Source organism: Streptomyces sp. MMCC 100 (genome assembly GCF_041538145.2).
Classification (GTDB): Bacteria; Actinomycetota; Actinomycetes; order Streptomycetales; family Streptomycetaceae; genus Streptomyces.
Genome location: NZ_JBGORK020000001.1, coordinates 3,956,551 through 3,981,792, shown reverse-complemented (window position 1 = coordinate 3,981,792; position 25,242 = coordinate 3,956,551). Strand labels below are relative to the sequence as shown.

19 protein-coding genes and 1 riboswitch are annotated in these 25,242 nt (G+C 71.9%); of the genes, 17 read left to right on the top strand and 2 right to left on the bottom strand.

The window, feature by feature from the left end:
- Positions 1-277 precede the first annotated feature (277 nt).
- The 4 genes from ABS735_RS18510 to ABS735_RS18495 all read left to right on the top strand — a co-directional run bounded on the left by ABS735_RS18510 (position 278) and on the right by ABS735_RS18495 (position 4,987).
- Positions 278-1,372 carry an ABC transporter substrate-binding protein gene (locus ABS735_RS18510; protein ID WP_373903320.1) on the top strand — a complete coding sequence of 365 codons (1,095 nt, stop codon included), beginning with the start codon at positions 278-280 and terminating at the stop codon, positions 1,370-1,372.
- Between the two features lie 66 nt (positions 1,373-1,438).
- Complete coding sequence (locus ABS735_RS18505; RefSeq protein WP_373903321.1) at positions 1,439-3,001, top strand: sugar ABC transporter ATP-binding protein; 1,563 nt, start codon at positions 1,439-1,441, stop codon at positions 2,999-3,001.
- Positions 2,994-3,956, top strand: a complete 963-nt coding sequence (locus ABS735_RS18500; protein ID WP_373903322.1) for an ABC transporter permease — start codon at positions 2,994-2,996, stop codon at positions 3,954-3,956. The genes ABS735_RS18505 and ABS735_RS18500 overlap by 8 nt, the downstream gene beginning before the upstream one ends.
- Complete coding sequence (locus ABS735_RS18495; protein WP_373903323.1) at positions 3,953-4,987, top strand: ABC transporter permease; 1,035 nt, start codon at positions 3,953-3,955, stop codon at positions 4,985-4,987. The genes ABS735_RS18500 and ABS735_RS18495 overlap by 4 nt, the downstream gene beginning before the upstream one ends.
- 522 nt (positions 4,988-5,509) lie before the next feature.
- Here the strand turns inward: ABS735_RS18495 and ABS735_RS18490 are convergent.
- The gene (locus tag ABS735_RS18490; protein ID WP_373903324.1) at positions 5,510-8,785 is read right to left on the bottom strand and encodes a LamG-like jellyroll fold domain-containing protein; all 3,276 of its coding nucleotides are present in this window, start codon (positions 8,783-8,785) and stop codon (positions 5,510-5,512) included.
- 372 nt (positions 8,786-9,157) lie between these two features.
- The gene (locus ABS735_RS18485) at positions 9,158-10,255 is read right to left on the bottom strand and encodes a MerR family transcriptional regulator (RefSeq protein WP_373903432.1); all 1,098 of its coding nucleotides are present in this window, start codon (positions 10,253-10,255) and stop codon (positions 9,158-9,160) included.
- Between the two features lie 294 nt (positions 10,256-10,549).
- Between ABS735_RS18485 and ABS735_RS18480 the strand changes: the two genes are divergently transcribed.
- From ABS735_RS18480 to ABS735_RS18420, 13 genes are all read left to right on the top strand, one after another.
- Positions 10,550-11,725: a Cmx/CmrA family chloramphenicol efflux MFS transporter gene (locus tag ABS735_RS18480; protein WP_373903325.1), complete on the top strand. Its 1,176-nt coding sequence runs from the start codon at positions 10,550-10,552 to the stop codon at positions 11,723-11,725.
- Between the two features lie 363 nt (positions 11,726-12,088).
- Positions 12,089-12,460, top strand: coding sequence for a hypothetical protein (locus ABS735_RS18475; protein WP_373903326.1), 372 nt, complete (start codon positions 12,089-12,091; stop codon positions 12,458-12,460).
- The gene (locus ABS735_RS18470; protein ID WP_373903327.1) at positions 12,393-13,145 is read left to right on the top strand and encodes an ATP-binding cassette domain-containing protein; all 753 of its coding nucleotides are present in this window, start codon (positions 12,393-12,395) and stop codon (positions 13,143-13,145) included. Before ABS735_RS18475 ends, ABS735_RS18470 begins: the two co-directional genes overlap by 68 nt.
- Positions 13,146-13,241: 96 nt before the next feature.
- The gene (locus ABS735_RS18465; protein ID WP_373903328.1) at positions 13,242-15,035 is read left to right on the top strand and encodes a siderophore-interacting protein; all 1,794 of its coding nucleotides are present in this window, start codon (positions 13,242-13,244) and stop codon (positions 15,033-15,035) included.
- Positions 15,028-16,125: a FecCD family ABC transporter permease gene (locus ABS735_RS18460; protein WP_373903329.1), complete on the top strand. Its 1,098-nt coding sequence runs from the start codon at positions 15,028-15,030 to the stop codon at positions 16,123-16,125. Before ABS735_RS18465 ends, ABS735_RS18460 begins: the two co-directional genes overlap by 8 nt.
- The gene (locus ABS735_RS18455; RefSeq protein ID WP_373903330.1) at positions 16,122-17,189 is read left to right on the top strand and encodes a FecCD family ABC transporter permease; all 1,068 of its coding nucleotides are present in this window, start codon (positions 16,122-16,124) and stop codon (positions 17,187-17,189) included. The genes ABS735_RS18460 and ABS735_RS18455 overlap by 4 nt, the downstream gene beginning before the upstream one ends.
- Positions 17,190-17,242: 53 nt before the next feature.
- On the top strand, positions 17,243-18,040 hold the full coding sequence (locus ABS735_RS18450) for an ABC transporter ATP-binding protein (RefSeq protein WP_373903433.1): 798 nt from the start codon (positions 17,243-17,245) through the stop codon (positions 18,038-18,040).
- Positions 18,037-19,020 (top strand): ABC transporter substrate-binding protein, encoded by a 984-nt coding sequence (locus ABS735_RS18445; RefSeq protein ID WP_373903331.1) that lies wholly within the window; start codon positions 18,037-18,039, stop codon positions 19,018-19,020. The genes ABS735_RS18450 and ABS735_RS18445 overlap by 4 nt, the downstream gene beginning before the upstream one ends.
- A 197-nt stretch (positions 19,021-19,217) precedes the next feature.
- A complete protein-coding gene (locus ABS735_RS18440) occupies positions 19,218-19,922 on the top strand; it encodes a DUF2470 domain-containing protein (protein ID WP_373903332.1) in 705 nt (234 codons plus the stop codon).
- A gap of 135 nt (positions 19,923-20,057) precedes the next feature.
- A riboswitch (cobalamin riboswitch) is annotated at positions 20,058-20,257 on the top strand.
- A gap of 32 nt (positions 20,258-20,289) precedes the next feature.
- Complete coding sequence (locus ABS735_RS18435) at positions 20,290-21,852, top strand: ABC transporter substrate-binding protein (protein WP_373903333.1); 1,563 nt, start codon at positions 20,290-20,292, stop codon at positions 21,850-21,852.
- A 1-nt stretch (position 21,853) separates the two neighbouring features.
- Positions 21,854-22,801 (top strand): ABC transporter permease, encoded by a 948-nt coding sequence (locus ABS735_RS18430; RefSeq protein ID WP_373903334.1) that lies wholly within the window; start codon positions 21,854-21,856, stop codon positions 22,799-22,801.
- Entirely contained in the window at positions 22,798-23,640 is an 843-nt protein-coding gene (locus ABS735_RS18425) for an ABC transporter permease (RefSeq protein WP_373903335.1), read from the top strand. Before ABS735_RS18430 ends, ABS735_RS18425 begins: the two co-directional genes overlap by 4 nt.
- Positions 23,637-25,214, top strand: coding sequence for an ABC transporter ATP-binding protein (locus tag ABS735_RS18420; protein ID WP_373903336.1), 1,578 nt, complete (start codon positions 23,637-23,639; stop codon positions 25,212-25,214). Before ABS735_RS18425 ends, ABS735_RS18420 begins: the two co-directional genes overlap by 4 nt.
- Positions 25,215-25,242 lie beyond the last annotated feature (28 nt).

Here is a 25,242-nt window from a genome sequence, read left to right as displayed (position 1 = left end):
TTTTCACGCCGCCCCGGGCCCGCGTCAAGAGGTGTGCAGCGCTTGAGAGTCGAAGGCGCCCTGTGCCGCCGCGAGAACTTCCCCTGGGAGGGACCGACGCGGGTGCATGGTCCGCCCGCGTCTCCTGCGCAAGGGGTTTACAGGCTCCTTGCAACGATGTAAAACCCTCTTGCGGCGCACCGGACACAGTGCCTGCGCCGAGGGGGGTCGGCCGGTTCTGCTCATCGTTCGGTTCCCCAATTCCCTTTCAGCGTTCGCCCGGATCGGGGTCACCACCATGCAGCGCACCACTCCTCGTCGTCCTCGTCTCGCCCGTCCTGTGGTCGTGGCCCTCGCCGCCGCGGTGGCTCTGACCGCGACCGCCTGCGCGAAGACGGAGGACGACACTTCGGACAACAAGCAGTCCGAGACGGCCGCCGGCGCCGAGCAGAAGGTCGCCACTCCGAAGCCCGGCAGCAAGACCTGCACCATCGACGCCTACGGTGCCGAGAAGATCGACCTGAAGAACGCCACCGTCGGCTTCTCACAGTCGGAGAAGGAAGCCAACCCGTTCCGCATCGCCGAGACGCAGTCCATCAAGGACGAGGCGAAGAAGCGGGGCGTGAAGCTGCTGACGGCCAACGCCCAGTCGCAGTTCTCCAAGCAGATCAGCGACGTACAGAACCTGCTCGCCAAGGGCGCCGACCTCCTGGTGATCGCGCCGCTCAACTCCGACGGCTGGGACCCGGTGCTGCAGGCGGCCGCCGCCAAGAAGGTCCCGATCATTACGATCGACCGCAAGATCAACGCGGCGGCCTGCAAGGACTACGTCTCCTTCATCGCCTCCGACTTCGTCGAGCAGGGCCGACGCGCCGCCGACCAGATGATCGAGGCGACGGGCGGCAAGGGCGAGGTCGCCATCCTGCTCGGCGCCGCCGGAAACAACGTCACCACCGAGCGCACCAAGGGGTTCAAGGAGCGGATCGCCGAGAAGGCACCGGACCTGAAGGTCGTCTTCGAGCAGACCGGTGACTTCGCCCGCGAGAAGGGCCAGCAGGTCACCGAGCAGCTCATCCAGTCCAAGCCGGGCATCAAGGGGATCTACGCCGAGAACGACGAGATGGGCCTCGGCGCGGTGACCGCCCTCAAGGGAGCGGGCAAGAAGGCCGGCGACGTCAAGATCGTCACGGTGGACGGCACCCGCAACGCCGTACAGGGCGTCGCGGACGGCTGGATCAGCGGCGTCATCGAGTCCAACCCGCGGTTCGGACCGCTGGCGTTCCAGACGCTGGACACCTTCACCAAGGGCGAGGAAGTCCCCCAGGACATCATCATCGAGGACGGCGCCTACAACGCGGACAACGCCAAGCAGGACATCGGCAAGGCCTTCTGACCCTCCTCCGGGGCCCGGACATCCGGGCCCCGGCCCCCTCTCACCCTTTCCTTCCTGGAGGCACAGGTGGCACCCCCCGCCGAAGTCCTCGCCGTCCGCGGACTCAGCAAGACCTTCCCCGGCGTCCGTGCCCTGGACGACGTGGACCTGACCCTGCACCCCGGCGAGGTGCACGCCCTGATCGGCGAGAACGGCGCCGGCAAGTCGACCCTCATCAAGCTCCTCACCGGTGTCTACCGGCCCGACGCGGGCGACATCACCTTCCAGGGCCGCGAGGTCTCCTTCGCCACCCCTCTGGAGGCGCAGAAGGCCGGCATCTCGACCATCTACCAAGAGGTCAACCTCATCCCGCTGCTGAGCGTGGCCCGCAACCTCTTCCTGGGCCGTGAGCCGCGCAACCGCTTCGGCATCCTGGACGTGGCCCGCATGAACCGCGAGGCCGAGGAAGTACTCGGTACGTACGGCGTCCGCGTGGACGTGCGACAGCCGCTGCGCACCCTCGGCGTCGGCGCACAGCAGATGGTCGCCCTGGCCCGTGCCGTGGCGACGGACGCCCGGATCGTCATCATGGACGAGCCGACCTCCTCGCTCGAACCGCGCGAGGTGGAGACCCTGTTCTCGGTGATCCGGCGCCTGCGCGACGCGGGCATCGCCGTCGTGTACGTCAGTCACCGCCTGGACGAGCTCTACGCCATGTGCAGCACCGTCACCGTGCTGCGCGACGGTCGCCGCGTCCACCACGGCCGACTGGCCGACCTGGACCGGCTCGCCCTGGTCTCCACCATGCTCGGCCGGGACCTGGGCGACGTCCGCGAGGAGGGGGCGACGAAGTTCTCCGGCGACCACCAGGCCGCCGACGACCGGCCCGTCCTGCGGGCCGAGGGCCTGACGGTCCCGCACAAGCTGCACGACGTCTCCGTGAGCATCCGCCCGGGTGAGGTCGTCGGCCTGGGCGGTCTGCTCGGCTCGGGACGTACCGAGACGGCGAAGGCCATCTCCGGTGCGCTGGCCCGCAGTTCGGGTGAGGTCACGGTCGCCGGCGCGCCGCTGCGCGGAGGTTCGACCCCGGCGGCGATCCGCGCGGGGATCAGCCTCCTGCCCGAGGACCGCAAGAGCGAGGGCATCGTCCCGGGGCTGTCGGTCCGCGAGAACATCGCGCTCGCGGCGCTGCCCCGGCTCTCCCGATTCGGTCTGGTCTCCGAGGCCCGCGTCGACAGCATCGTGGACACCTTCGTCAAGCGGCTGCGCATCAAGGCGTCCTCCCCGCACCAGAAGGTCGGCGAGCTGTCCGGAGGCAACCAGCAGAAGGTGCTCCTCGCCCGCTGGCTGGCCATGAATCCCAAGGTGCTGCTCCTGGACGAGCCCACCCGCGGTATCGACGTCGGCGCCAAGGCCGAGGTCCAGAAGCTCGTCGACGAACTGGCCGAGGACGGCTTGGGCGTCCTGCTCATCTCCTCCGACCTGGAGGAACTGATCGAAGGGTCCGACCGCGTGGTCGTACTGAAGGACGGTGCGGTCGTCGGCGAGCTGACCGGCGACGACGTCACCGAGGACAAGCTGATGCGCACGATCGCCGGTGACGGCGACCCGGTGCCCGACACGGTGAAGGAGGCGGCCACCGATGGCTGAAGCCACCCTCCGCACCCCGTCCGTGGACCGGGCCCGCATCCTGCAGTGGTTGCAGACCTACGGCGTGTACGCCGGGGTGGGCCTGCTCCTGGTCGTCAACATCGTCATCACCCCGCACTTCATGTCCGCCGAGAACTTCCGCACCCAGGCCGTCCAGGTCGCGCCCGTCATCATCGTCGCGCTGGGCATGGCCCTGGTCATCGGCACCGAGGGCGTCGACCTGTCGGTGGGCGCCGTGATGGCCCTGGCGGCCTCGGTGACGGCCCTCTACCTCGGCTACGGTCTGCTGCCCGCCCTGCTGGTGGTGGCCTTGTTCGCCGCCGGTGTGGGACTGGCCAACGGAGCACTCGTCGCGTTCATCGGCGTCCAGCCCATCGTGGCCACGCTGGCGCTCATGGTCGGCGGCCGGGGCCTGGCCCTGGTGCTGCTCCCGCAACTGGAGGACCTGCGCAACCCGGCGCTGGCCTCCCTCGGTTCCGGTGACATCGTCGGCGTCCCGTACCTGATCCTGATCGCCGCCGCGCTGGCGCTGCTGGTCGCCTTCGTGGTCCGCCGCACCACCTTCGGCCGCCAGCTCCTGGCCATCGGCGACAGCCGCCCCGCAGCCCAGCTCGCCGGGCTGCCGGTACGGCGCGTACTGATCATCGTGTACATCGCGTGCGCGCTGCTCGCCGCGGTGGCGGGCGTGCTGGCCACCGCCCGCCTCCAGGCCAGCGACCCGACCTCGCTCGGCAACCTGATGGAACTGTCCGCCATCACCGCCGTCGTGGTCGGCGGCACCCCGCTGACCGGAGGCCGCGTCAACATCGCGGGCACCGTGGCCGGAGCGGTGCTCATCCAGTTGCTCACCGCCACCCTGATCAAGCACGATCTGCCGCCCTCGTGGACCCAGATCGCTCAGGCCATAGTGATCGTGTGCGCGGTCTACGCGGCACGGGGACGGGGGAAGCGATGACCGCCACCGGGACGGAGACGCCCGTGACCACCGCGAGCGACGAACCGACGGACGACACCGCGCCGGTGGGCTCCGCCCGCTCCGAGCGGCTGAGCGCCCTGGTCCAGCAGCACGGCGCGCTGGCGGTGCTCGTGCTCGTCTCGATCGTCGCCTCCTTCAGCTTCGACTCGTTCGCCACCGGCGACAACGTGTCGAACATGGCGACCGGTTCGGCCTTCCTCGCGATCGTCGCCCTGGGCATGACCTTCGTCATCATCACCGGCGGCATCGACCTGTCCGTCGGGTCCCTGTTCGCCCTCGGCGGTGTCCTGGCGGCCTGGGGGTCCCGCCACGGCACCCTGGTGGCGCTGCTGCTGCCCCTCGTGGTCTGCGGCCTGATCGGCCTCGTCAACGGTCTGCTGGTCGCCCGCTCCCGCCTGGCTCCCTTCATCGTCACGCTGGCCGCCATGCTGGGGGCGCGCGGACTGATGCTCGCCATCACCGACGAGGGCGCCAACACGTACCTGATCGGCAAGGGCTCGTTCCTCGCCGAACTCGGGCAGGGCAGCACCCTGGGCGTGGGCAACCCGGTGTGGATCACGCTGGCGCTGTTCGTGGCGGGCGCCGTGGTCCTGCGCCGGACCCGTTTCGGCCAGCACGTGTACGCCGTCGGCGGCAACGAGGACGCGGCCGCCCTGATGGGCGCGCCGGTCGCCCGCACCAAGATCGTCGTCTACACCCTGTCCGGGGTGCTGGCCGGGCTGGCCGGCGCCCTCAACGCCGCCTGGCTCGCCTCCGGGGTGACCATCCTCGGCAACGGCATGGAACTGGACGCCATCTCCGCCGTCGTCATCGGCGGCACCCTGCTCACCGGCGGCCTCGGCTACGTCAGCGGCTCACTGGTCGGCGTCCTGCTCCTGAAGGCCATCCAGAACATCATCAACCAGATCGGATCGCTGGACTCCTCCTACCAACTCGTCGTCAGCGGTGCCTTCCTGGCCCTCGTCGTGATCGCCCAGACCTGGCTGGGACGCAGACGGCAACTGATGTGACGCCCCGGACGATGTGACCCCGGACGCGGCAGCCGAGCCTCTCGCAGGCTCCGGCTGCCGCGTCCTGCGCCGACTCCGGGCAACACGCCGATGCCGGGGCACCCGGGACGGTGGTGGCGCGCACGGCAAGTCGGCGATGATCGCCGAGACCTCTCCGCCGCCGTCCGGGGCTACGACAACGGCGGGCACGCCAAGAGCGGCCTCATGCGCAAGCGTCCGACGGCCGCCGGCGCGCACACCGTCGGGGACGAGTGGCGCGAGTGTACTTCTCCCGGAACGCCGCCAAACCGCGACGTCATCCGTGCCGTCGTCAGAACCCCGGCACACCGGATCCCCCACGCACGGAGCCGCCGCAGGGCGACTACGCCCTGGGCGGCCGACCGGTTCACGCGCCGGACCGGGTCTCGTCGGCGCCCGGCCCCCGGGTCGCCTTCTGTGCCTGTCGTGACCCGGCCCGGGACCGCGCGATCCCGGCGAGGGAGCCGGATGGCACTCTCGCCGGGACCGTCGCAGGAGCCGGGACTACGGCTTCTCACGCGTGTGGAGCGTGCTCACCTCCTCGGCGGTGAGCGCCCTGTCGTAGGCGTGGACCTCGTCGACGGCGCCGTTCCAGAAGTCGGTGTCGTCGCCGTTCCACTGGGCGCGACCGACCGCGAGGGGCCCGGAACCGACGTAGTTCGGGCCGGCGGTCGCGGTCGCCGCCAACTTTCCGTCGACGTAGAGCTCGATCTCGTTGCTCGCGCCGTCACGCACCCCGACGAGGTGGTACCAGCGGCCCGTCTCCGGCGTGGTGACCAGCCGGGCACGGTTCTCGCCGGGCGTGCTGAAGGCGAAGGCACCCTGACCGTACTGCAGGTAGAACGGGCTCGCCTGAAAACGGCCGTCCTGGCTCACGGCGGTGGCGTAGTTGCCGGGAAGCCCGTCGAGCCGCACCCAGGCGGAGACCGAGTAGCTGCCGGAGGTGTCGAGCACCGGACCGTCCGTCTCGGCGAACTGCCCCTGTCCGTCGAACTTCAGCGCGCTGCCGCTGACACCGGGCGTCCAGCTGGTGCCCTCGGAGAGGCTCAGGGCCTTGGAGTTCGGGCCGTCGTCCTTCGCGGTGGTACCGACGCCCTCGTCGAGGGACCAGTGCCCGCCGCCCTTCAACTCCTCCCGCCGGCCCGCGGCGGCGCCGGCCGCGATGACCCTGCGGTTGACCTCACGCACCCTGACCGGGTCGACCTTGACCTCCCGGCGGTCGTACGTGTACAGGCCGTTGAGCTCGTTCTCCAGGTCGGTGATCTGCGTGTACACCGAGCCCGACAGCTCGGCGCGGGCCTGCTCCAGGTAGAACTTCTCGGTGTTCTCGACGTACTTGCGGGTCAGCGCCTCCTTGTCGGCGACGCCGCTGTAGATCACGGTCGGGGCGCCCGGCCACATGTGCCCCGGGGTGCGCAGGGTGAAGCCGCCGTGCTCGCCGTCCAGGGCGGCCCGGTGGTCCGGGAACGGCGGGTCCTCGTTGTTGTAGTCGTGATGGTCGATGATGTCGCCCTTGCCCGAGTCGCCCTTGGAGTTGCAGCAGTTCACACCGCTGTGGGCGTTGACCACCCGGGACGGGTCTGCGGCCTTGACGGCCTCGGCGATACGGCCGCTCTCCTCGCGGTCCCACTCGCCCCAGCCCTCGTTGAAGACGATGTTGCCGATGACGGCGGGGGAGTTGTGGTGCTGCCGCATCGCCTCCATGCCCTGGTCGACGAAGGCCTTCTGCCCGGTCGCGTCGGTGATGTTGCCGGAGACGAAGTCCTGCCAGACCAGCAGGCCGAGCCGGTCCGCGTGGTAGAACCAACGGGCCGGCTCCACCTTGATGTGCTTGCGGACGGAGTTGAAGCCCAGCTCCTTGTGCGCCTTCAGGTCGAAGGCCAGCGCCTCGTCGCTGGGCGCCGTGTACAGGCCGTCGGGCCAGAAGCCCTGGTCGAGCGTGGCGAGAGAGAAGACGGGCTTCCCGTTGAGCACCAGCTTCTGGTAGCCGCCGACCTTCTCGATGCCGACCTCGCGCATGCCGAAGTAGCTGTCGACCTTGTCCGTCGACCTGCCGTCGGTGAGCTTGACGTCGAGGTCGTACAGGTAGGGGTCGTCCGGGCTCCACAGGTGCTGCTTCGCCACGGGCAGCCGCAGCTCCTCGTTGGCGGGACCCCGTACCCGGCCCACGACCTTGCCGCGCTTGTCACGGGCGACGGCCTCGACGCGCGCCTTCGTGGAGGCGTCCTCGGACTCGACGGTCACCGCGAGGCTGCCGGAGTCGATGTCGGAGGTCGTGACGACGTTGTCGATGGAGGTGTCGGCGACGGGCTCCATCCACACCGTCTGCCAGATGCCCGACGACTGGGTGTAGAAGATGCCGCCCGGGTTGGTGGACTGCTTGCCCATCGGCTGGTCGGCGCCGCCGGTGTCGGTGACGGCTACGACGATCTCCTGCGGCCCCTTGGCCTTGAGCGCGTCGGTGATGTCGGCGCTGAACGCGTTGTAGCCGCCGGTGTGTTCGGCGACCTTCTTGCCGTTGACCCAGACGCGGGCCTGGTAGTCCACGGCACCGAAGTTGAGTTTCAGCCGGTCGCCCTTGTTGCCCTTGCCGACCTTCCAGTTCCCGGGCACGTCGACGAGCTTGCGGTAGAACATGTGGTCCTCGTGCCGCTCGAGCCCGGAGAGCTGGGACTCGACCGGGAACGGCACGACGATCTTCTCGTCGAGATCCTTGCCGAAGACGGGCTGCTCGCCGGCCTCGGCGGCGGCGAACTGCCAGGGCCCGTTGAGGTTCTTCCACTTGGCGCGCACCTGCTGCGGGCGCGGGTACTCCGGCAGCGGGTGCTTCTCGTCGAGCCGGTCGCCCCACTTGGTGGTGAGCCGGTGGGTGGAGTCGTTCTGGGCGTAGCGGTGGATGTCCGGCACGGTCTCGCCGCCGGACGTCAGGCCGCCCTCGCCGTCGTAGACCACCCGGACCTGCTGGTTGTGCTGAATCGGCTCCCCGAGGGTGACCAGCAGGGTGTTGCGGTCACCGGGGGCCACCGATACCGAGTCGATCGGCATGGGGGTGGTGTCTGCCTGGATCTCCAGGTGGTCCGCCAGCGCCTTGACGTCGCCGCCGACCTTGCCCTCGAACCGGGCCCGCACCTGCCGGCCGTTCTGGGCGACCGACGGTTCGACCGGGTAGACCTCGAATCCGGCCGGCGGTGTGAACGCCGACATCGGGACGGCCTGCTTGGCCATGGACGGGGTCGACCAGCGCAGGAACATGTTGGCACCGCCGGTGTCCTGGAACATCTCCAGGCGGAAGTCGTGCTTCTCGCCGGCGGCCAGCCTGACCGGAGCACTGGTCTGCTCGTTGTCCCAGTCCGGCTCCCAGTGGTCGATGACCGGCTCACCGTCGATGTAGAGCCGGAAGCCGTTGTCGCCGCTGGCGTAGAAGGTGTAGTCACCGGTCGCCGGTGCCTCGAGCTGCCCGGTCCAGCGGGCGGTCGTGTGCTCCGTCCGGCCGGTCAGTTCCTGGAAGGTACCGGTCAGTCCGGAGAAGTTGATCTGCGGGTCGAGCAGGGTGCCGCCCAGTTGCGCGAAGTCCCGCGCGCCCGGCGCCGACATGCTGAAGTACTCGCCCTTCAGGCCGTGCACCGCGACGGCGGCCTGTTCGGACGAGGGTGCCGACGCGCCGGCGGGTGCCGCGACGGCCGACGCGCCGGACACCAGTCCGGTCGTGGGCAGTGCCAGCGCCGCGGCGGTGAGCAGGGCCCAGGCTCTCGCTCGTGGGCGGGTGTGTCGTTGTCTCATCGAACCTTCCTCGCGCAGCGGCCCCGTCCCGGGGCCTTTCGGCAGGCGGCGCCTGCTGGGCAGGCGCCGGGCAACGGCTCTTTCAACGTTGGAAATTCTTGACAGCGGAATGACAGCACGTCCGTCGGTGGCTGTCCAGACCTCGGACACCGCCGTCGGCAGGGCCCAACTGCTGTGGGCCGTAAGGGGCTGTGGCCGGTCGAGGACGACGCCGGTGCAATCACCCGCCGAGCACCGCGCGAGGCGGCACTCACGCAGGACGAACCGCAAGCCGAACCGCAAGCCGAACCGCAAGCCGAACCGCAGGCCGAACCGCAGGCCGAACCGGCGGGCCGGCCAGGAGCCGCCGTGACGCCGAACCCGCGACGCGGGTCAGGCGACGAGCAGGCGGAGGCCGAGATCCGCCGAGTCGAGGTCGGCGAGATCGGTGTTGCGCTCGGCCCACCGGCCGGAGTCCAGGTCGCCGCCGAGGCTGCGCACTGCCCGCTGCTCGGCCTCCGGTCCGACCCTCGTCCACACCGACGACGCACGGCGCACGTGGTCCTCCGGATACGCCTCCGGTCGGCGCCAGTACGCCTCGAACAGGCCGTCGGCGCAGTCCCACGGGATGGGCACCGGCTCGGTGCGGGCGCCGATCGCGTCGGCCATCCCGGCAAACGAGGGAAACCCCGCGAGGACGGTGGCGAACTCGGGCAGGTAGTCGCGGGTGAGCCAGAACCGGTCCTGCCATCCGGGCTCGTCGGTGTCGAACGTGAGCACCACCACGCGGCCGGCCACGCGCCGCATCTCGCGCAGCCCCGCCGGCGGGTCCCCCCAGTGGTGCACCGTGGAGACGGCCATCGCGACGTCGAAGGACCGGTCCTCGAACGGCAGGTTCTCCGCCGCGGCGGCCACACACGGCGCCGAACCGGCAGGCCGCTGTCCCCGCATGACCGCCGACGGCTCCACCGCGGTCACGTCGCGATCGGCGGGCTCGTAGGAGCCGGTGCCGGCACCGACGTTCAGCACCGTCCGCGCGTCCCCGAGCGCGTCCCAGAGCTGCGCGGCGATCCGTGGCTCGGTACGCCGTGTCGCGGTGTAGGCGCCGCCGATCGCGTCGTACAGCCGTGCACCGAGCACCTCCAGTTGCTCCTCCGGTGTCACCTTCAGTCCCTTCGCGTGTACCTCGAGTTCCCTGTCGATGGCCGTCATCATGGCGTCGGCGCGCTCACGCCGCTCCAGCAGCAGGCCGCGCAGCCGGCGCAGGTGCGCGACCGTGTCGGTGGACGGGTCGCCTACGAGTTCCGCGATCTCCCGCAGCCCGAAGCCCAGCCGCCGATAGGCCAGCACCTCCCGCAGGCGCTCCACGTCGTACGCCGAATAGGCCCGGTACCCGGCTGAGGTACGCGCCGACGGCCGGACGAGCCCGATCTCGTCATAGTGATGCAGCGTGCGGACGCTCACACCGGCCAGTTCGGCCACGCGTCCCACGGTCCAGTGATCCTCCACGGCACCGACTGTGCCGCCTGACGTCACGTGAGGGTCAAGAGCCGAAAGCGAAGTGCGTCGTCGGGCATCGGTCATGTAGCGTGCCGGGCATGTCGAGCCCCGAAGCATCCAGGGTGGGGGCTTTCGGTCACGCCGTCAGCCCCCTGAACCACTGAGACCGCAGGTCTGTCTCTGCCGTCCCGCCGCGTTCTGCGGCCGGACGCCTGGCCCGTGGGTGCTGACCGCGGTGACGAGAACGCCTTCCTTGCTGTTTTCTCATCGCCTCGGAGCCACTCGATGCCTCTCCCGCTGTACCTGCTCGCCATGGCGGTCTTCGCCATGGGCACCTCCGAATTCATGCTGGCCGGTCTCTTGCCCGGTGTCGCCTCCGATCTCGACGTGACGGTCGGGACGGCGGGCACGCTCACGTCGGCCTTCGCGATCGGCATGGTCGTCGGCGCACCGCTCATGGCCGGGCTCGCCCGCAACCGGCCCGCACGATCCGGTCTCCTCGGTTTCGTCCTCGTCTTCGCGGCGGCTCACGCCCTGGGCGCCACCACCACGAACTTCCCGGTCCTGTTCGCCACCCGGATGGTCGCGGCGCTTGCCAACGCCGGATTCCTCGCCGTGGCTCTGACCACTGCTGCCGGGACGGTGGCGGCGGACAAGAAGGGACGAGCGCTCGCGGTGCTGCTGTCGGGGACGACGGCGGCCACGATCGCCGGGGTTCCGGCCGGATCGGTACTCGGCACCGCTCTCGGCTGGCGAGCCACGTTCTGGGCCGTCGCCGTCCTCTGCCTGCCCGCAGCCGTCGGCATCCTCAAAGGCATCCCGGTCGGCCCCGCGCAGGGAGACCAGTCGGTCGGGCGGGCGCTGCGAGCGGAACTCGCACAGCTCAAGAGCTCGCGCCTGATCCTCGTGATGCTGCTCGGTGCGCTGGTGAACGCGGCGACCTTCGCGAGCTTCACCTTCCTCGCCCCGATCGTGACCGACACCGCCGGCCTGAGTGATCTGTGGGTCTCGGTCGTTCTGGTGCTCTTCGGTCTCGGTTCCTTCGTCGGTATCACCGTCGCCGGCCGAGTGTCCGACCGTCGCCCCGACCTGGTCGTCACGCTCGGCGGACCACTGCTTCTCCTCGGCTGGCCGGCCCTGGCCGTACTGGCCGAGCAGCCTGCGGCCCTGCTCGGCCTCGTGTTCCTGCAGGGCGCACTGTCGTTCGCGCTGGGCAGCACCTTGATCACGCGAGTCCTGTACGAGGCGGCAGGAGCCCCCACCATGGCCGGCTCCTACGCGACCGCGGCTTTCAACATCGGCGCCACGGTCGGACCGCTCGTCGCCGCTGCTTCCCTCACCACGGCCCTCGGAGACCTGGGGCCGCTGTGGGTGAGCGCGGTGCTCGTCGCGATCGCGTTGCTGGCGGCCTTCCCCTTCCGCGGCGTGATCGCAGCCGGCCGTGGCGACGTGCTGCAGTGACCCTGCGCCCGGACGCCGGTCGGGCCGTCGTCGCGGGGGCCGGTTCCGACTTGTCGGCGGGCCGGGGCGGGGACTTGCCCTGACTTGGGCTGTTGGGTTGTCGACGCTTCCGGATCGGGGCTCCGGGTGCGGCCGGCGCGTCACAGCCTGTCAACCGCTCGGTGGTGTACGGCGGTCGTGTGTCCTGGATCCGCCGCCCGCCGGGGCCCCGCCCTCGCACACGAACCGACCATCCGTGAGGGCGAGCCGCCGAGCACGTGTGCGGGCCGACCGCGCTCCTGACCGTGAAGGGCGCATGCATGCCCGGCAGCCTGCCCTCGCCCGTCAGCACGCGCACACCGGCCCCTGGTCGTTTCCCTGACGGTGTTCAGGCTGTTCACGCGGTTCAGATCGCGGCTCAACCTCGCGGAGTTGGTCGGCCTCGCCGCCGTACTCGTCACCGGTTTCCACCTGGTGCGGGCCGACGCGGTGACGGTGGGGGCCGTGACGGCGGCGGCGCTCCACTTCCACCGGCTGTTCAACCCGATCGGCTTCCTGATCACGCAGTTCGACGACTTCCAGGAGGCCGGGGCGAGCCTGGCCCGGCTCGCCGGAGTCGCCACCATGAGCCCGCCGGCCGAGCGGCAGGTCCCCGAGACTCCGGCCGACGCGAGCCTGGAACTGCGCGGTGTCGTCCACACCTACGGCGACCGCACGGTACTGGCGCGACGTCACCCTGCGCGTCGCTCCCGGTGAACGCGTGGCGCTGGTCGGAGCCAGCGGCGCGGGCAAGACCACGCTCGCCTCCATCGCGGCCGGGGTGCTGCGGCCGGCGGCCGGCACCGTGCGGCTGGGCGGCGCGCGACTCGAGCGGATCGGCGAGAGCCGGCTGGGCCGTCACGTCGCCCTGCTCAGCCAGGAACAGCACGTCTTCCACGGCACCTTGCTCGACAACGTGCGGCTCGGCCGGCCCACGGCCGACGACGGGCAGATCCTGGTCGCGCTCGGCGCCGTCGGTGCCCTCGACCGGGTGCGTGCCTTTCCGGGCGGCGCGGCCACCCGGGTCGGTGAGGGTGCCCATCGCCTGACGGCGGCGCAGACCGGTCACCTGGCGCTGGCCCGCCTCGCCCTGGCCGACCCCCCGGTCGCGGTGCTGGACGAGGCGACGGCCGAGGCGGGCAGTGCCGGTGCCCGGGTGCTGGAGGAGGCGGCCGAGGCGGCGACCCGTGGCCGGACCACGTTGCTGGTCGCGCACCGCCTCGCCCAGGCCGAGCGGGCCGACCGGATCCTGGTGCTCGACGAGGGGGCCGTGGTGGAGAGCGGCACGCACGCCGAACTGCTCGCGTCGCGTGGGCGGTACGCCGAACTGTGGTGGAGCTGGTCCGGCTTGCGGCCCGACCCGGAGGGCGGTCCGCGGCCCTCGGTTCCGGCGCCCCGCTGAGCCCGGCCCGGGGTTGCGAATACGTCACGACGGTCCGCGCATGGCTGGAATTAGGTTAGGCTAACCTGGCCTCTAGCTGATCTTCACGGAGTCTCCATGCCTCGATCGTCCCGCCCCCTCCGGATCTTCCCGATCGTGATGCGCCGCGCGAAGGTGGCCGGGGTCGTCGACGTCTCGCCGAACATGCGGCGGATCGCGCTGACCGGCGACGAGCTCGCCGAGGGCGTCATGGGCGAGGGTCATCACCGGCCCGCGTTCCGCTCCGACGGCTTCGACGACCACGTCAAACTCGTCGTTCCCCCTGCCGACGGTGAACTGCCGCGCATCGGCACCCAGGAGGAGAACCGTTTCGCCTGGAACCCCGAGGTGCTGGGCAACACCCGTGACTACACGGTCCGTTCCTGGGACGCGGACACCCGCACCTTCACCGTCGACGTGGTCCGCCACGACCACGGCCTCGCCGCCTCCTGGGCGTTCGGGGCACAGCCGGGCGACGAGATCCACTTCGCGGGCCCCAAGTCCTGCGCCGGTATCAACACCGACGCCGACTGGCACCTGCTCGCCGGTGACGAGACCGCGCTGCCCGCCATCGCCCGCTGGCTGGAGGAGGCGCCCGAGGGAACCCGCGGCCACGTCGTGATCGAGGTGGCCGCCGAGGAGGACCGCCAACAGGTCGAGACCCGGGCCGACGTGCGGGTCGAGTGGCTGGTCCGTGACGGCGAACCCGCCGGCACCGGCACCCGGCTATTCGACGCCGTTCGCCGCGTGAACCTGCCCGAGGGACGCGTGTACGCATGGGTCGCCGGCGAGGCCATGACCATCGCCCCGATCCGCCGCTACCTGCGGAACGAACGGAGGCTGCCCAAGGAGGACGTCGAGGTCACCGGCTACTGGCGCCGCCCGAAGAGCACGGCGGTGCGCGAGGGGACGACCCCGCGGGACAACGCCGAGAGCCTGACGCCCGTCTTGGCCGACGAAGGCGAGCAGACCTCCGCCGACCTGCTGCTGCAACTCCACGAGATGACCGAACTCGCGCCGCCCGTCATCACCCGGGCCGCCGTCACACTCGGCGTCAACCCGGCCGTCTCCTACGGCGTGACCACCCTGGACGGTCTCGCCGCCGACACCGGCGTACCGGCCGCCCGGCTCGCCCCGCTGCTCGACGGCATGACCGCGCTCGGCCTCCTGGAACGCGACGGCGACCACTTCCGCAACACTCCGCTCGGCGCGGTGCTGTGCGAGGACTCCGCCCTCGATGAACTCTCCCTGGACAACCCGGCCAACCGGGAGGCACTGGCCTTCGTCGACCTCCTGGACGTGCTGCGCGCCGGCGGCCACGCCGAGCGGCTGGGCAAACTGTCCTGGCGCGAGCGGCGCGCGGCCGACCCCGCCCTCGACGCCGCCCACCACGACCGGGCCGCCGAGCAGTTGACGTACGTCCTCGACCTGCTGCCCGACGTCCCCGCCGTGCGCGACGCCGGCACCCTCGCCGTCGGCGGGGAGGCCGCGGCCCACGTGGCCGAGCGGATCGCCCGGGGACGTACCGTGCACCTGCCGGGCACGGACGTCGCCGCATGGCCCGTCCACGACTGCGCGGTGCTCGTCGCCGCCCTGGAGGGCCGCGACGACGACGCGTGCCGCGACCTGCTGCGAGCGGCGCTGTCCGCGGGCCCCGCCCTCGTCCTGTTCGAGCGGACCAGCGACAGGGCCGCCGTCGACGACCACACCGCCGAGCACGTGCTCACCAGCCTGGCCGTCACCGGCTCCCCGCTGCGTTCCAGCGAGCGGATCGCCGGCCTGCTGCGCGAGGCCGGTGCCCGCACGGTCGAACGCACCGTGCTCGGCTGGGGTTTCGGTCCCTTCGGAACGGTCACCGTCGCCCATGTCTGAACCCGCCCGGGCCGCGCTCGCCCAGGACGCCTCCCCGTCCGGGTCCGGCGCGCAAGAGGTCCTGCCCGCACCGCGTACCACCGCGGAACACGCGGGGACGGCGCGCATGCCCCTGGTCCTCGCCGGACTCGCCGTGACCCTCCTGCTGTGCGTCGCGGCCAGCCTGCTCGTCGGTGCCGAGGGCATCGCACCCGGCCGGGTCGTGGACGCCGTCCTCGGTCACGGCGACCGGCAGGCCGACGCCATCGTGCTCGACTCGCGACTGCCGCGCACCGTGGTGGCGATCGCGGTCGGCGCCGCGCTGGGCGTGGCCGGCTCCCTCATCCAGGCGTTCACCCGCAATCCGCTCGCCGACCCCGGCATCCTCGGCGTCAACGGCGGCGCGGCGCTCGGCGTGACCCTCGCGCTGTGGGCCGGACTCTCCACCTCCACCAGCGCCCTCATACTGCCCGCGCTGGCCGGCGCGCTGCTGGCCACCGTCGCCCTGCTGCTGCTCGCCTCCGCGGGCAAAGGGCCGGCCACCCCGGTCCGCATGGTCCTCGCCGGTGTCGCGCTCGCCGCGGTGCTCGGCGGGCTCACCACCGCCATCCGCCTGTTCGACGTCGCCACCTTCGACGGGTACCGGTCCTGGGCCGCCGGGTCGGTGGCCGGGCGCTCGCTCACCGACCTCGCCGGAGTCACCGGATACCTCGTCGTGGGGCTGCTGCTCGCGTTCACCCTGGTGCGCCCGCTCAACGCGGTCGCGCTCGGCGAGGACACGGCCGCCTCCCTCGGCGTCGACACCCGGCGCGTGCGGCTGCTGACCATCGTCGCCGTCACCCTGCTCGTCGGCTCGGCCACCGCCATCGCCGGACCCATCACCTTCCTGGGGCTGATGGTGCCGCACGTCTGCCGCCTCCTGGTCGGCAACGACCAGCGCCGCATCATCCCCCTGTCCGCGCTGGCCGCACCCGTCGTCCTGCTGATCTCCGACGTCGTGGCCCGAGTCGCCCTCCCGCTGCGGGAGATGCCCGTCGGCGTCGTGACCGCGTTCGTCGGCGCCCCGGTGCTCATCCGGCTGATCTCGAACCGGAAGGTGCACACCCAGTGACCGCGTGGATGACGACCGACCAGGGCGACCTGATCGTCCGTGCGCCGGGCCGCGTACGGATCTCCGCACGGGTACCCGTGCGCTCCGTCGCCGTGTGCACCGCCCTGTTCGCCCTGACCGCGGGCGTGACCCTGGCGGCCCTCATGCTCGGCAAGGTGAACTACTCCCCGGTGGAGGTCTTCCGGACGCTGACCGGCGACGGCACACGCGTCAGCGAACTGTTCGTCACGCAGTGGCGGTTGCCGCGCGCGGTGGCCGCCGTCGTCCTCGGGGCGATGCTCGGTGTGGCCGGTGCGCTCTTCCAGTGCATCACCCGCAACCCGCTCGGCAGCCCCGACATCATCGGCTTCACCGCGGGCGCGTCGGCCGGCGGCGTCGCGGTGATCACCTTCGTCGGTTCCGGCTTCGCGGCCGTCTCGGGCGGTGCCCTGGCAGGCGGCCTCGTCGTCACCCTGCTCGTGGTGCTCCTCTCCCGCGGCGGCGGTACGGCGGGCTTCCGCCTGGTGATCGTGGGCATCGGCCTCAACGCCATGCTGGTGGCGCTGGAGACGTACCTCTACCTCGTCGCCGACTCCGACATCTCCCAGGTCGCCGCCGTGTGGGGCGCCGGTTCCCTCAACGCCGTCAGTTTCAGCCACACCGGCCCCGCGCTCGTCGTGGGCGCCGTCGCGACGCTCGTCGTCTGCGCCGGACTGCAGCGCGCCCTGCCCCTGTTCGACCTGGGGGAGGACGTCGCCACCGCGCTCGGGGTCCGGCCCGCCCGGCTGCGGCTGCTGCTCGTCCTCGGCGGCGTGGTCCTCGTCGCGGTGGTCACCGCGGCCGCGGGCCCCATCTCCTTCGTGGCGCTGGCCGCACCGCACGTCGGCCGGCGGCTCGCGGGCGCGTCCGGCACCGCGCTGGCGCCCGCCGCCTGCGCCGGCGCGCTCATCCTGGCCAGCGCCGACCTGGTGGCCCAGCACGCCGTACCGGGGGTCTCCCTCCCCGTCGGCGTGGTCACCGTCGCCGTCGGCGGCCTCTACCTCCTGACCCTCCTCGTCCGTGAGAACCGGAAGGGAACCCTGTGAGCACCCCTGCCCGTCCGGCGCCGGCCACCTCGCTGCGCGCCGACGACATCACCATGGCCTACGACGGCCGGGTCATCGGCGACCACCTGACGGTCGGCATCCCCGACGGGGAGTTCACGGTGATCATCGGACCCAACGCCTGTGGCAAGTCCACCCTGTTGCGCTCGCTGTCCCGCCTGCTCAAGCCGGCCGAGGGCACCGTGTATCTGGACGGCAAGGACATCCACCGGATGCGGGCCAAGGATCTGGCCGTCCGGCTCGGCCTGCTGCCCCAGTCGGCCGTGACCCCGGCCGGCATCCCCGTCCTGGACCTCGTGCGCCGGGGCCGCTACCCGCACCAGTCGGTCCTCTCCCGGTGGAGCCGCGAGGACGAGCTGAGCGTCCGCCACGCCCTGGAGCAGACCGGGATGACGGAACTGACGACCCGCCCCGTGGACGAACTCTCCGGCGGACAGCGCCAGCGCGCCTGGGTGGCGATGGCACTCGCCCAGGAGAGCCCGATCCTGCTGCTCGACGAGCCGACGACGTTCCTCGACGTCTCGCACCAGATCTCCCTGCTGGACCTGTTCGCCGATCTCAACCACACCGCCGGCCGCACCGTCGTCGCCGTGCTCCACGACATCAACCACGCGGCCCGCTACGCCGGACACCTCCTCGTGATGTCCGCCGGCCGCATCGTCGCCGAAGGCCCCCCGGCCGAGGTGCTCACCACCGAACTCCTCGCCGACGTCTTCGACATCCAGGCCACCATCATCGAGGACCCGGTCAACGGCGGTCCTCACATCATCACCCGGCACCAGGGCCGCCGCTCGGCGCCCGCCGCCCCGCAACTCCGGAAGGTCGCACCATGAAGTCCACCCCCGTCACGCTCGTCACGGGCGCCGCCGTCCTCGCCCTCGCCCTGACCGGTTGCTCCTCCTCCGACGAGGGCGCCTCCGGGGACGCCAAGGACGCGAAGGCCACCACCCGCACGGTCACCGACGCCACCGGCGCGAAGGTGAAGGTGCCCGACACCCCGAAGCGCATCGTCACCCTGCACTACGCGGCCACCCAGCCGGTCCTCGACCTCGGCTTCGACCTGGTCGGTCAGGGCGCCTTCGAGGAAGGCATCATCCCCGAGGACAAGGCCGCCGAGGCCGAGAAGGTCCCGGTCGTCGCCCAGCAGGAGCCCAAGCTGGAGGACATCGCCGCCCTCGAACCGGACCTGATCTTCGCGCCGAACGTGTACGACGAGGAGACCACCGCGGCGCTGAAGGACATCGCGCCCGTGTACACCTTCACGCTCCGCGGCGGCGACCGGGCCAAGTGGACGCAGCGAACGGAGGAGGTCGCCGACGCCCTCGGCGTGCCCGAGAAGGCCGACGAACTGCAGACCGCCTTCGCCGAGCGCCAGAAGGGCATCGCGGAGAAGTACGCGGACGTCATCAAGGGCAAGACCGTCGGCGTCGTCGGCTCCTACGAGGAGAACAACTTCTACGCCTGGGGCGAGAAGAACATGCAGGGCACGCTGCTCGTGCCCCTCGGCTTCAGCTACTCCGAGCAGGAGAGCGACATCGTCAAGGACCAGAAGGAGCCGGAGGCCGTCCTCTCCAACGAGAAGCTGGCGTCCGCGGTCGGCGACGCCGACGTCCTCTTCCTCGACTCCAACCTGCGCGGTGAGGTGAACGCCTTCATGAAGGACGTACAGGCCACCTCCCTCTACAAGCAGCTGCCCGCGGTGAAGGCCGGACACGTCTACGTGGGCGGCAAGAACACGGTGGCCGGCTACACGGACGCCAACTACACCCTCGACCGCGTCGAGGACGCTCTGAAGGACCTCCAGGGCGCGTAGGCGCCACCGCGTCCAGGAAGGAGCGGAACTTCGCGTGGTCTCGGCGGTCTTCCGCCACGCGACGTCCGAACGGCCCGCCCCCGCGCATCTCGACGCGCCGGGGCGGGCCTTCGGCGTACCGGCGCCGCGTCCTGACAACGAGACTCGGGTAAGTGGGGTAGGCAAACCTGACTCTTTGACCTCCGGGAGGATGCCGGATGCGTCGTACCCCCTTGCGCGCCGGCGCGCCGACGGCCGCCGAACGCGCCCGCTCGATCCTGGCCGCCGCCCACTCGATGACCGTGGTCACCGACGGCCGGCACACCGGAGTCCGGCACCTCGACGGCACCGGTCTGATGGGCCACGTCCATCTGCACGCCCCGTTCGAGGGCCCCGGTGCCCCGCCGGCCGGGCGGGTGCCGATCCGGCTGGAACTCACCGACATCGCCTCCACCCCCGTACGCGACCGGCTGCGTGCCCGCGTCACCCTGACCGGGCTGCTGGCCGCGCCGTACGACCCCGATTCCGCCGAGAGCACCTGCATGGAGTTCGGCCAGTGCGTCCTGGAGGACGCCTGCGGTCGCACCTATGTGCCCCTTACGGAGTTGGAGGCGACCGACCTCGACCCCCTGGCGACGAGCGAGGCGGGCCTGTTCACCCATCTCGTCGACGACCACCCCGAACTCGTCCCCCTGCTCCTGCGCCTGGTGCGCCCCCTGCCGGGCAGGGAAGTGCGGCGGGTGGTCCCGGTGGGGATCGACCGCTACGGACCGACACTGCGGCTCGAACGCGCGCGGGGCCACCGCGATGTCCGGCTGCCCTTCCACAGGACCGTGCACCACATCGACCACATCGGCCCTCAGATCCACGCCCTGCTGGCCGCCTCCCGCCGCCTCTCCCACACGCGGCACCTGCTCACCTGAACACCACTCGCCGGCTCACGGGCTCCCTCGCCGGGGCGGGTGCCCGAGACCGAGCACGGCGGGCCGTGCCGGAAGGTGGTCGGTACCGCCGGTCCGGCCAGGGGGAGGATCCCTCATCACGGCGCGAGGCCCCGCTTCCCGGCGTCGTCGGCAGGTGCGCCAGAATGAGGGCACGAGGCGACGGGGATCAGGAAGCCGGTGCGAGTCCGGCGCGGTCCCGCCACTGTGACCGGGGAGCAGACCTTCCGCGTGCCACTGTCTGCAGCCGCGGACGGGAAGGCGAAGGCGAGCGACGATCCGGGAGCCAGGAGACTGACCCGTTGCCGGTCCGCAGGCAGGGGCGAGGACACCCCGGAGAGGATCGACAGTGACGAGGCATGCCCCGACGCGGGCCGCGCAGCGACCGCAGCCCGGCAGACGAGAGGTGCTGGCCGCAGGAGGCGCCCTGGCGCTCGCCACGACCGGCCTGCTCGCCGGGTGCGGCGGCGACCAGAAGGACGGAGGCGGCGGCGACCGGTTCCGCGCCGCTTTCACGGCCGGCGGCTCCCAGGAGACCCTCGACCCGCACGTCGCCCCGAACTTCGTCGACCAGGCCCGCGCCAAGGCCCTGTACGACACGCTCGGCACCTACGCGGACGACATGTCCGTCCGCAAACGGCTCGCGGAGTCGTGGGAGAGCGACGCCTCCGGCACCCGGTGGCGCATACGGCTGCGCAAGGCCGAGTTCCACGACGGGAAACCGGTCACCGCCGAGGACGTGCTCTACAGCTACCGGCGCGCCGCCGACCCCGCCACGGGCTCCCCGTCCCAGGTACTGCTCTCCGCGATCGACTTCGACACGTCCAGGGCCGACGGCGAACGCTCCGTCGTCTTCGTGCTGAAGGCGCCGAACTTCGAGTTCCCCACCGTCTTCGCCGGCCCCGGCACCGAGATCGTCCCCGACGGCACGACCGACTTCCGTGAGCCCGTCGGCTCGGGTCCCTTCACCTACGTCTCGTTCACCCCGGGCGGCACCGCCCGCTACCGGCGCTGGGCAGACCACTGGGACGGCGCCCCGCACATCGCCGAACTCGAGATCGTGCCCGCCAACGAGGAGTCGGCGCGGCTGAACGCGCTGCTGTCCGGTCAGGTCCACTACGCCGCCGACATGGCCGGCACCTCCGTCGAGAGGCTCGAGAAGGAGGGCTCGACGCGGTTGCTGACCGCGAAGCGGGCCACCGCACAGCAACTGCTGCTGCGTACCGGCCGCAAGCCGTTCGACGATCCCCGGCTGGTACGTGCCGTGCAGCTGGGCATCGACCGGGACGAGCTGGTGAGGGTCGCGCTGGCCGGGCACGGCGAGGTGGGCAACGACCTGTTCGGACTGGGCCTGCACGGATATCCGGACGACCTCGCACCCTGGCAGCGAGACGTCGACGAGGCCCGGCGGCTGGTGCGCCAGGCCGGTGCCGAGGGTTTGCACATCACCGTGGAGACCAGCTCGGTCGACGCGGCGTGGGAACCGGCCGCTGACCTCATGGCCGAGCAGTTGCGCGAGGCCGGGCTGAAGCTCACCGTCAACACCCGCGCCTCCAGTACCTACTTCAGCGAGATCAAGACCAAGGGCGTCGCCGCCTTCAACACCACCTCCACCCTGCCGGTCTCCGACTTCCTCCAGCAGCGGGTGCGGGGCGGAGCGGCCCGCAACCAGACGCAGTACGCCTCGAAGAAGTTCGACGAACTGCTGGACCGTTCCCGCACCACCCGGGACGAAGCCGATCGCCTCGCTCTTCTCTCCCGTGCGCAGAAGACCGCCCGGGACGAGTCCGGTCTGCTGGTGTGGTCCTTCTCCGACGCGAACGACGCCATCGCCTCCTCGGTGCGCGGACTGCGGGCCGCACCTCCGAACTCGCACGACTGGGCCCGGTTCGACCGGGTCCGCGTCGGCTGACGTGCGCCGGTACTTCCTGCGGCGTTCCCTGTTGGCGGTCTTCCAGTGCCTCGTGGTGCTGGTGGCCGTGTTCGCCGTCGGTTCGCTGCTGCCCGGCGACACGGCCGACGTACTCCGTGGCGAACTGGGCACGCCCGAACAGGTGGAGGCCCTGCGCCGGCAGCTGGGGCTGGACGAACCCGCCTGGTCCCGCTTCGTGCACTGGCTCGGCCACCTGTTCACCGGCGACCTCGGGACGTCCCTGACGACCGGCGTGCCGGTGGGCGAGGACATCGGTCGCCGGGCGGGGGTGACGCTGCTCCTGGGCTTTCCGGCGCTGCTGCTCGTCACGGTGCTCGCGCCCGTGCTGGGCACCGTGTCGGGGCTGCGGGAGGGCGGCCGGGCCGACCGGGCGCTGAACACCGCGGCCGTGGTGCTGCACGCCGTCCCCGAGTTCGTGCTGGGACTGCTGCTGGTCGCGTCGGTGTCCCTGTGGGCCGGGCTGCTGCCCGCCACCGCCGTCGGCATGGACACGGCCGCCCTGCTGGCCCAGCCGGCCGTGCTGGTGCTGCCCGTCGTCGTCCTCACGGCCCGGCACCTGTGCGACCTCGCGCGACAGGTCCGCGCGGGCGTCGCGGCGGAGCGGCACGGCGCCGTCGCCGAACATCTGCGGCTCCTGGGGATGCGGGAGCGGACCATCGTGCTGCGGCATGTGCTGCCCGGATCCCTGGGGCCGGCCGCGCAGCAGTTCGCCCGGTGCGTGGAGGGACTGCTGGGCGGCGCCGTGCTCGTCGAGGCGGTGTTCGGTTTCCGCGGCCTCGGCAGCGGCTTCGTGGAAGCGGTGCAGAACCGGGACCTGCCCCAGGTACAGACGTACGCCCTGCTGTTCGCGGGCACCGCCGTAGCGGTGAACCTCGTCGGCGACCTGGTCGCGCACCGGCTCGTGCCGCGCCGGGAGGTGACCGCGTGACCCCGGCCGGGGAGGCCGGAGCGGCGAGCCGCGGTGACAGGCCGCGCCGGCGTCCGTGGATCGCCCTGGGGCTGGTCGGCGTGCCGGTGCTCGCCGCCGTGCTGGGCCCGTGGATCGCCGACGGTACGGCGCCGGCGCAGGGGCGAGGACTTCCCTCACAGCCTCCGGGAGCCGGGCATCCGCTCGGGACGGACGTACTCGGCCGCGACGTGCTGTGGCTCGTCCTGCACGGCGGTGCCTCCGTCATCGCGAGCACCCTCGCCGCGCTGCTCGTCGGTCTGGCCGTCGGGGCACCCCTCGGACTGCTGGCCGCGGGACCCCGGCGCGGAGTCGACGAGACGGTGATGCGCGGCCTCGATCTGCTGCTCGCCTTCCCGGGGCTGCTGGTGCTGATGACCCTGGCCGCGACGGGGCACCGCGACTGGTACTGGCTGGTCGCCGTCGCGGGGGTTCTTCAGGTTCCGGCGGTCGCACGGCTGGTGCGCGGTGCCGTGCTCGCCCCGGCGACCCGGACGGTCGTCGAGGCGCTGCGCATGCAGGGACGCGGCTGGGCGTACATCCACCTGCGGCACCTGACACGGGAGCTGGCGGCGCCGCTGGCCACCGACACCGGCGGACGGTTCTCCGTCGTGCTGTACCTGCTGGCGTCCGCGAACTTCCTCGGACTGGGACTGCCCGCGTCCTCCCCGGACTGGGCCGTGCTCATCGAGCGCAACAGCGACGCCCTGTTCACCCAGCCCGCCGCCGTGCTGGTCCCCGCCGGTCTGCTGACGGCCCTGTGCGTCGGCGGCAACCTCCTCGTGGACCACGCCCTCGCCCACCACAGGAGAGGCCGATGACCTACTGCCTCCGCCGCGAGCCGCTGCTCGACGTTCCGGAGATCTCCGCCCGCGCCGACGGGGCGCACCGTCTCCTGCTCGACCGCGTGGCCCTGACTGTCCCGCCCGGTAGCGTCACCGCCGTGGTCGGCCCGTCGGGCAGCGGCAAGACGACACTGGGTCTGGCCGTGCTCGGCGCCTCGCGCGAGGGCGTACGGCTGAGTGGCCGGGCGCTGCTCGCCGGAACGGACCTGCTGCCGCTCGCACCGCACCGGCGTCCGGCGGCCCGGGCGGGCCTCGCCGCGCACCTGCCGCAGCACCCGGAGACGGTACTGGACCTGGTACGGCGCTGTGGCGGCGCCCTCACCGAACTGGCGGCCCTCGGCCATACGGGACGCGCCGCCCGCAGGAGCGCGGCACGGGGCGCGCTCGTCGCGGCCGGCCTGGAGTGGGAGACGGTGCGCCGGCGCTTCCCGCACCAGCTGTCCGGCGGCCAGCAGCAGCGGCTGGCACTCGCCTCCGCACTGGTCACGGGCGCCCGCCTCCTGGTGCTCGACGAGCCGACGAGCGGCCTGGACCCGGCGCTCGCGACCGCCCTGGGGCGCAGACTGCGGGACCTCGCGGACGAGGGCACGGGCATATTGCTGCTCAGCCACGACCTGCCGTTGGTCCGCGACACCGCCGACCACGTCGTCGTACTGGAGCACGGCCGGTGTGTGGACCACGGGCCGACGCAGGCCGTCCTCGGCGCGGCCGCCCGCACACCCCGTCACCGGGCCACCCGGGAACTGCTCGCCGCGGAAGCTGGCACCGGCGCGGGCACACGGCCCGGTCCGGCCGCGGCGGCCCCGAAGGCCCGCGTCGGAATCGCCGCCGAGGGCGTCGCCGTACGCCGCCGCTCCGGTGACCCGCTCCCCGGACCCGTGTCGCTGGCGTTCCCGCCCGGGGGCAGGACGGCGCTGCTCGGCCCCTCCGGTTCGGGCAAGACGACCTTCGGACGGGTCCTGGCCGGCCTGACCGCGCCGTCGGCGGGCCAGGTGCGCCACGATGGCGAGGCGCTGCCCGGCCGCGTGGACCGGCGCACGGCCGCCCAGCGCCGTGCCGTCCAGTACGTGCACCAGAGCAGCGCCGCCTCCTTCGAACATCACCGTCCCGTCCTTCCCCAACTCGCCGACACCGCCCGCCTCCTGCGCCGCCGGGAGCAGGCCGGGGCGACGGCCGAGGCCCTGTCGACGGCCGAGGCGCTGGGACTGGAGGAGGAACTCCTGCACCGCACCCCCGGCCGCCTCTCCGGAGGCCAGCTCCAGCGCTGCGCACTGGTGCGGGCGCTGCTGGCGCGCCCCGCCCTGCTGGTGTGCGACGAGGTGACCTCGGCGCTGGACACCGTGTCCCGAAAGCGCGTGGTCGAAGCGCTGCCCGGCCTGCTCGCCGCGGACCGTACAGCCCTGCTGTTCATCAGCCACGACCTGCTCGCCGTACGGCAACTGACGGACGACGCCGTGCTGTTCGAGGCCGGACGGTGCGTGCGGCACGGCACCGTGGACGAGGTGCTGCCGGCCGACTGGCGGCGTGCGCCGACCGTATGCGACCGCTGACGGCCCCGGGGAGGGCCAGCAGACCCTC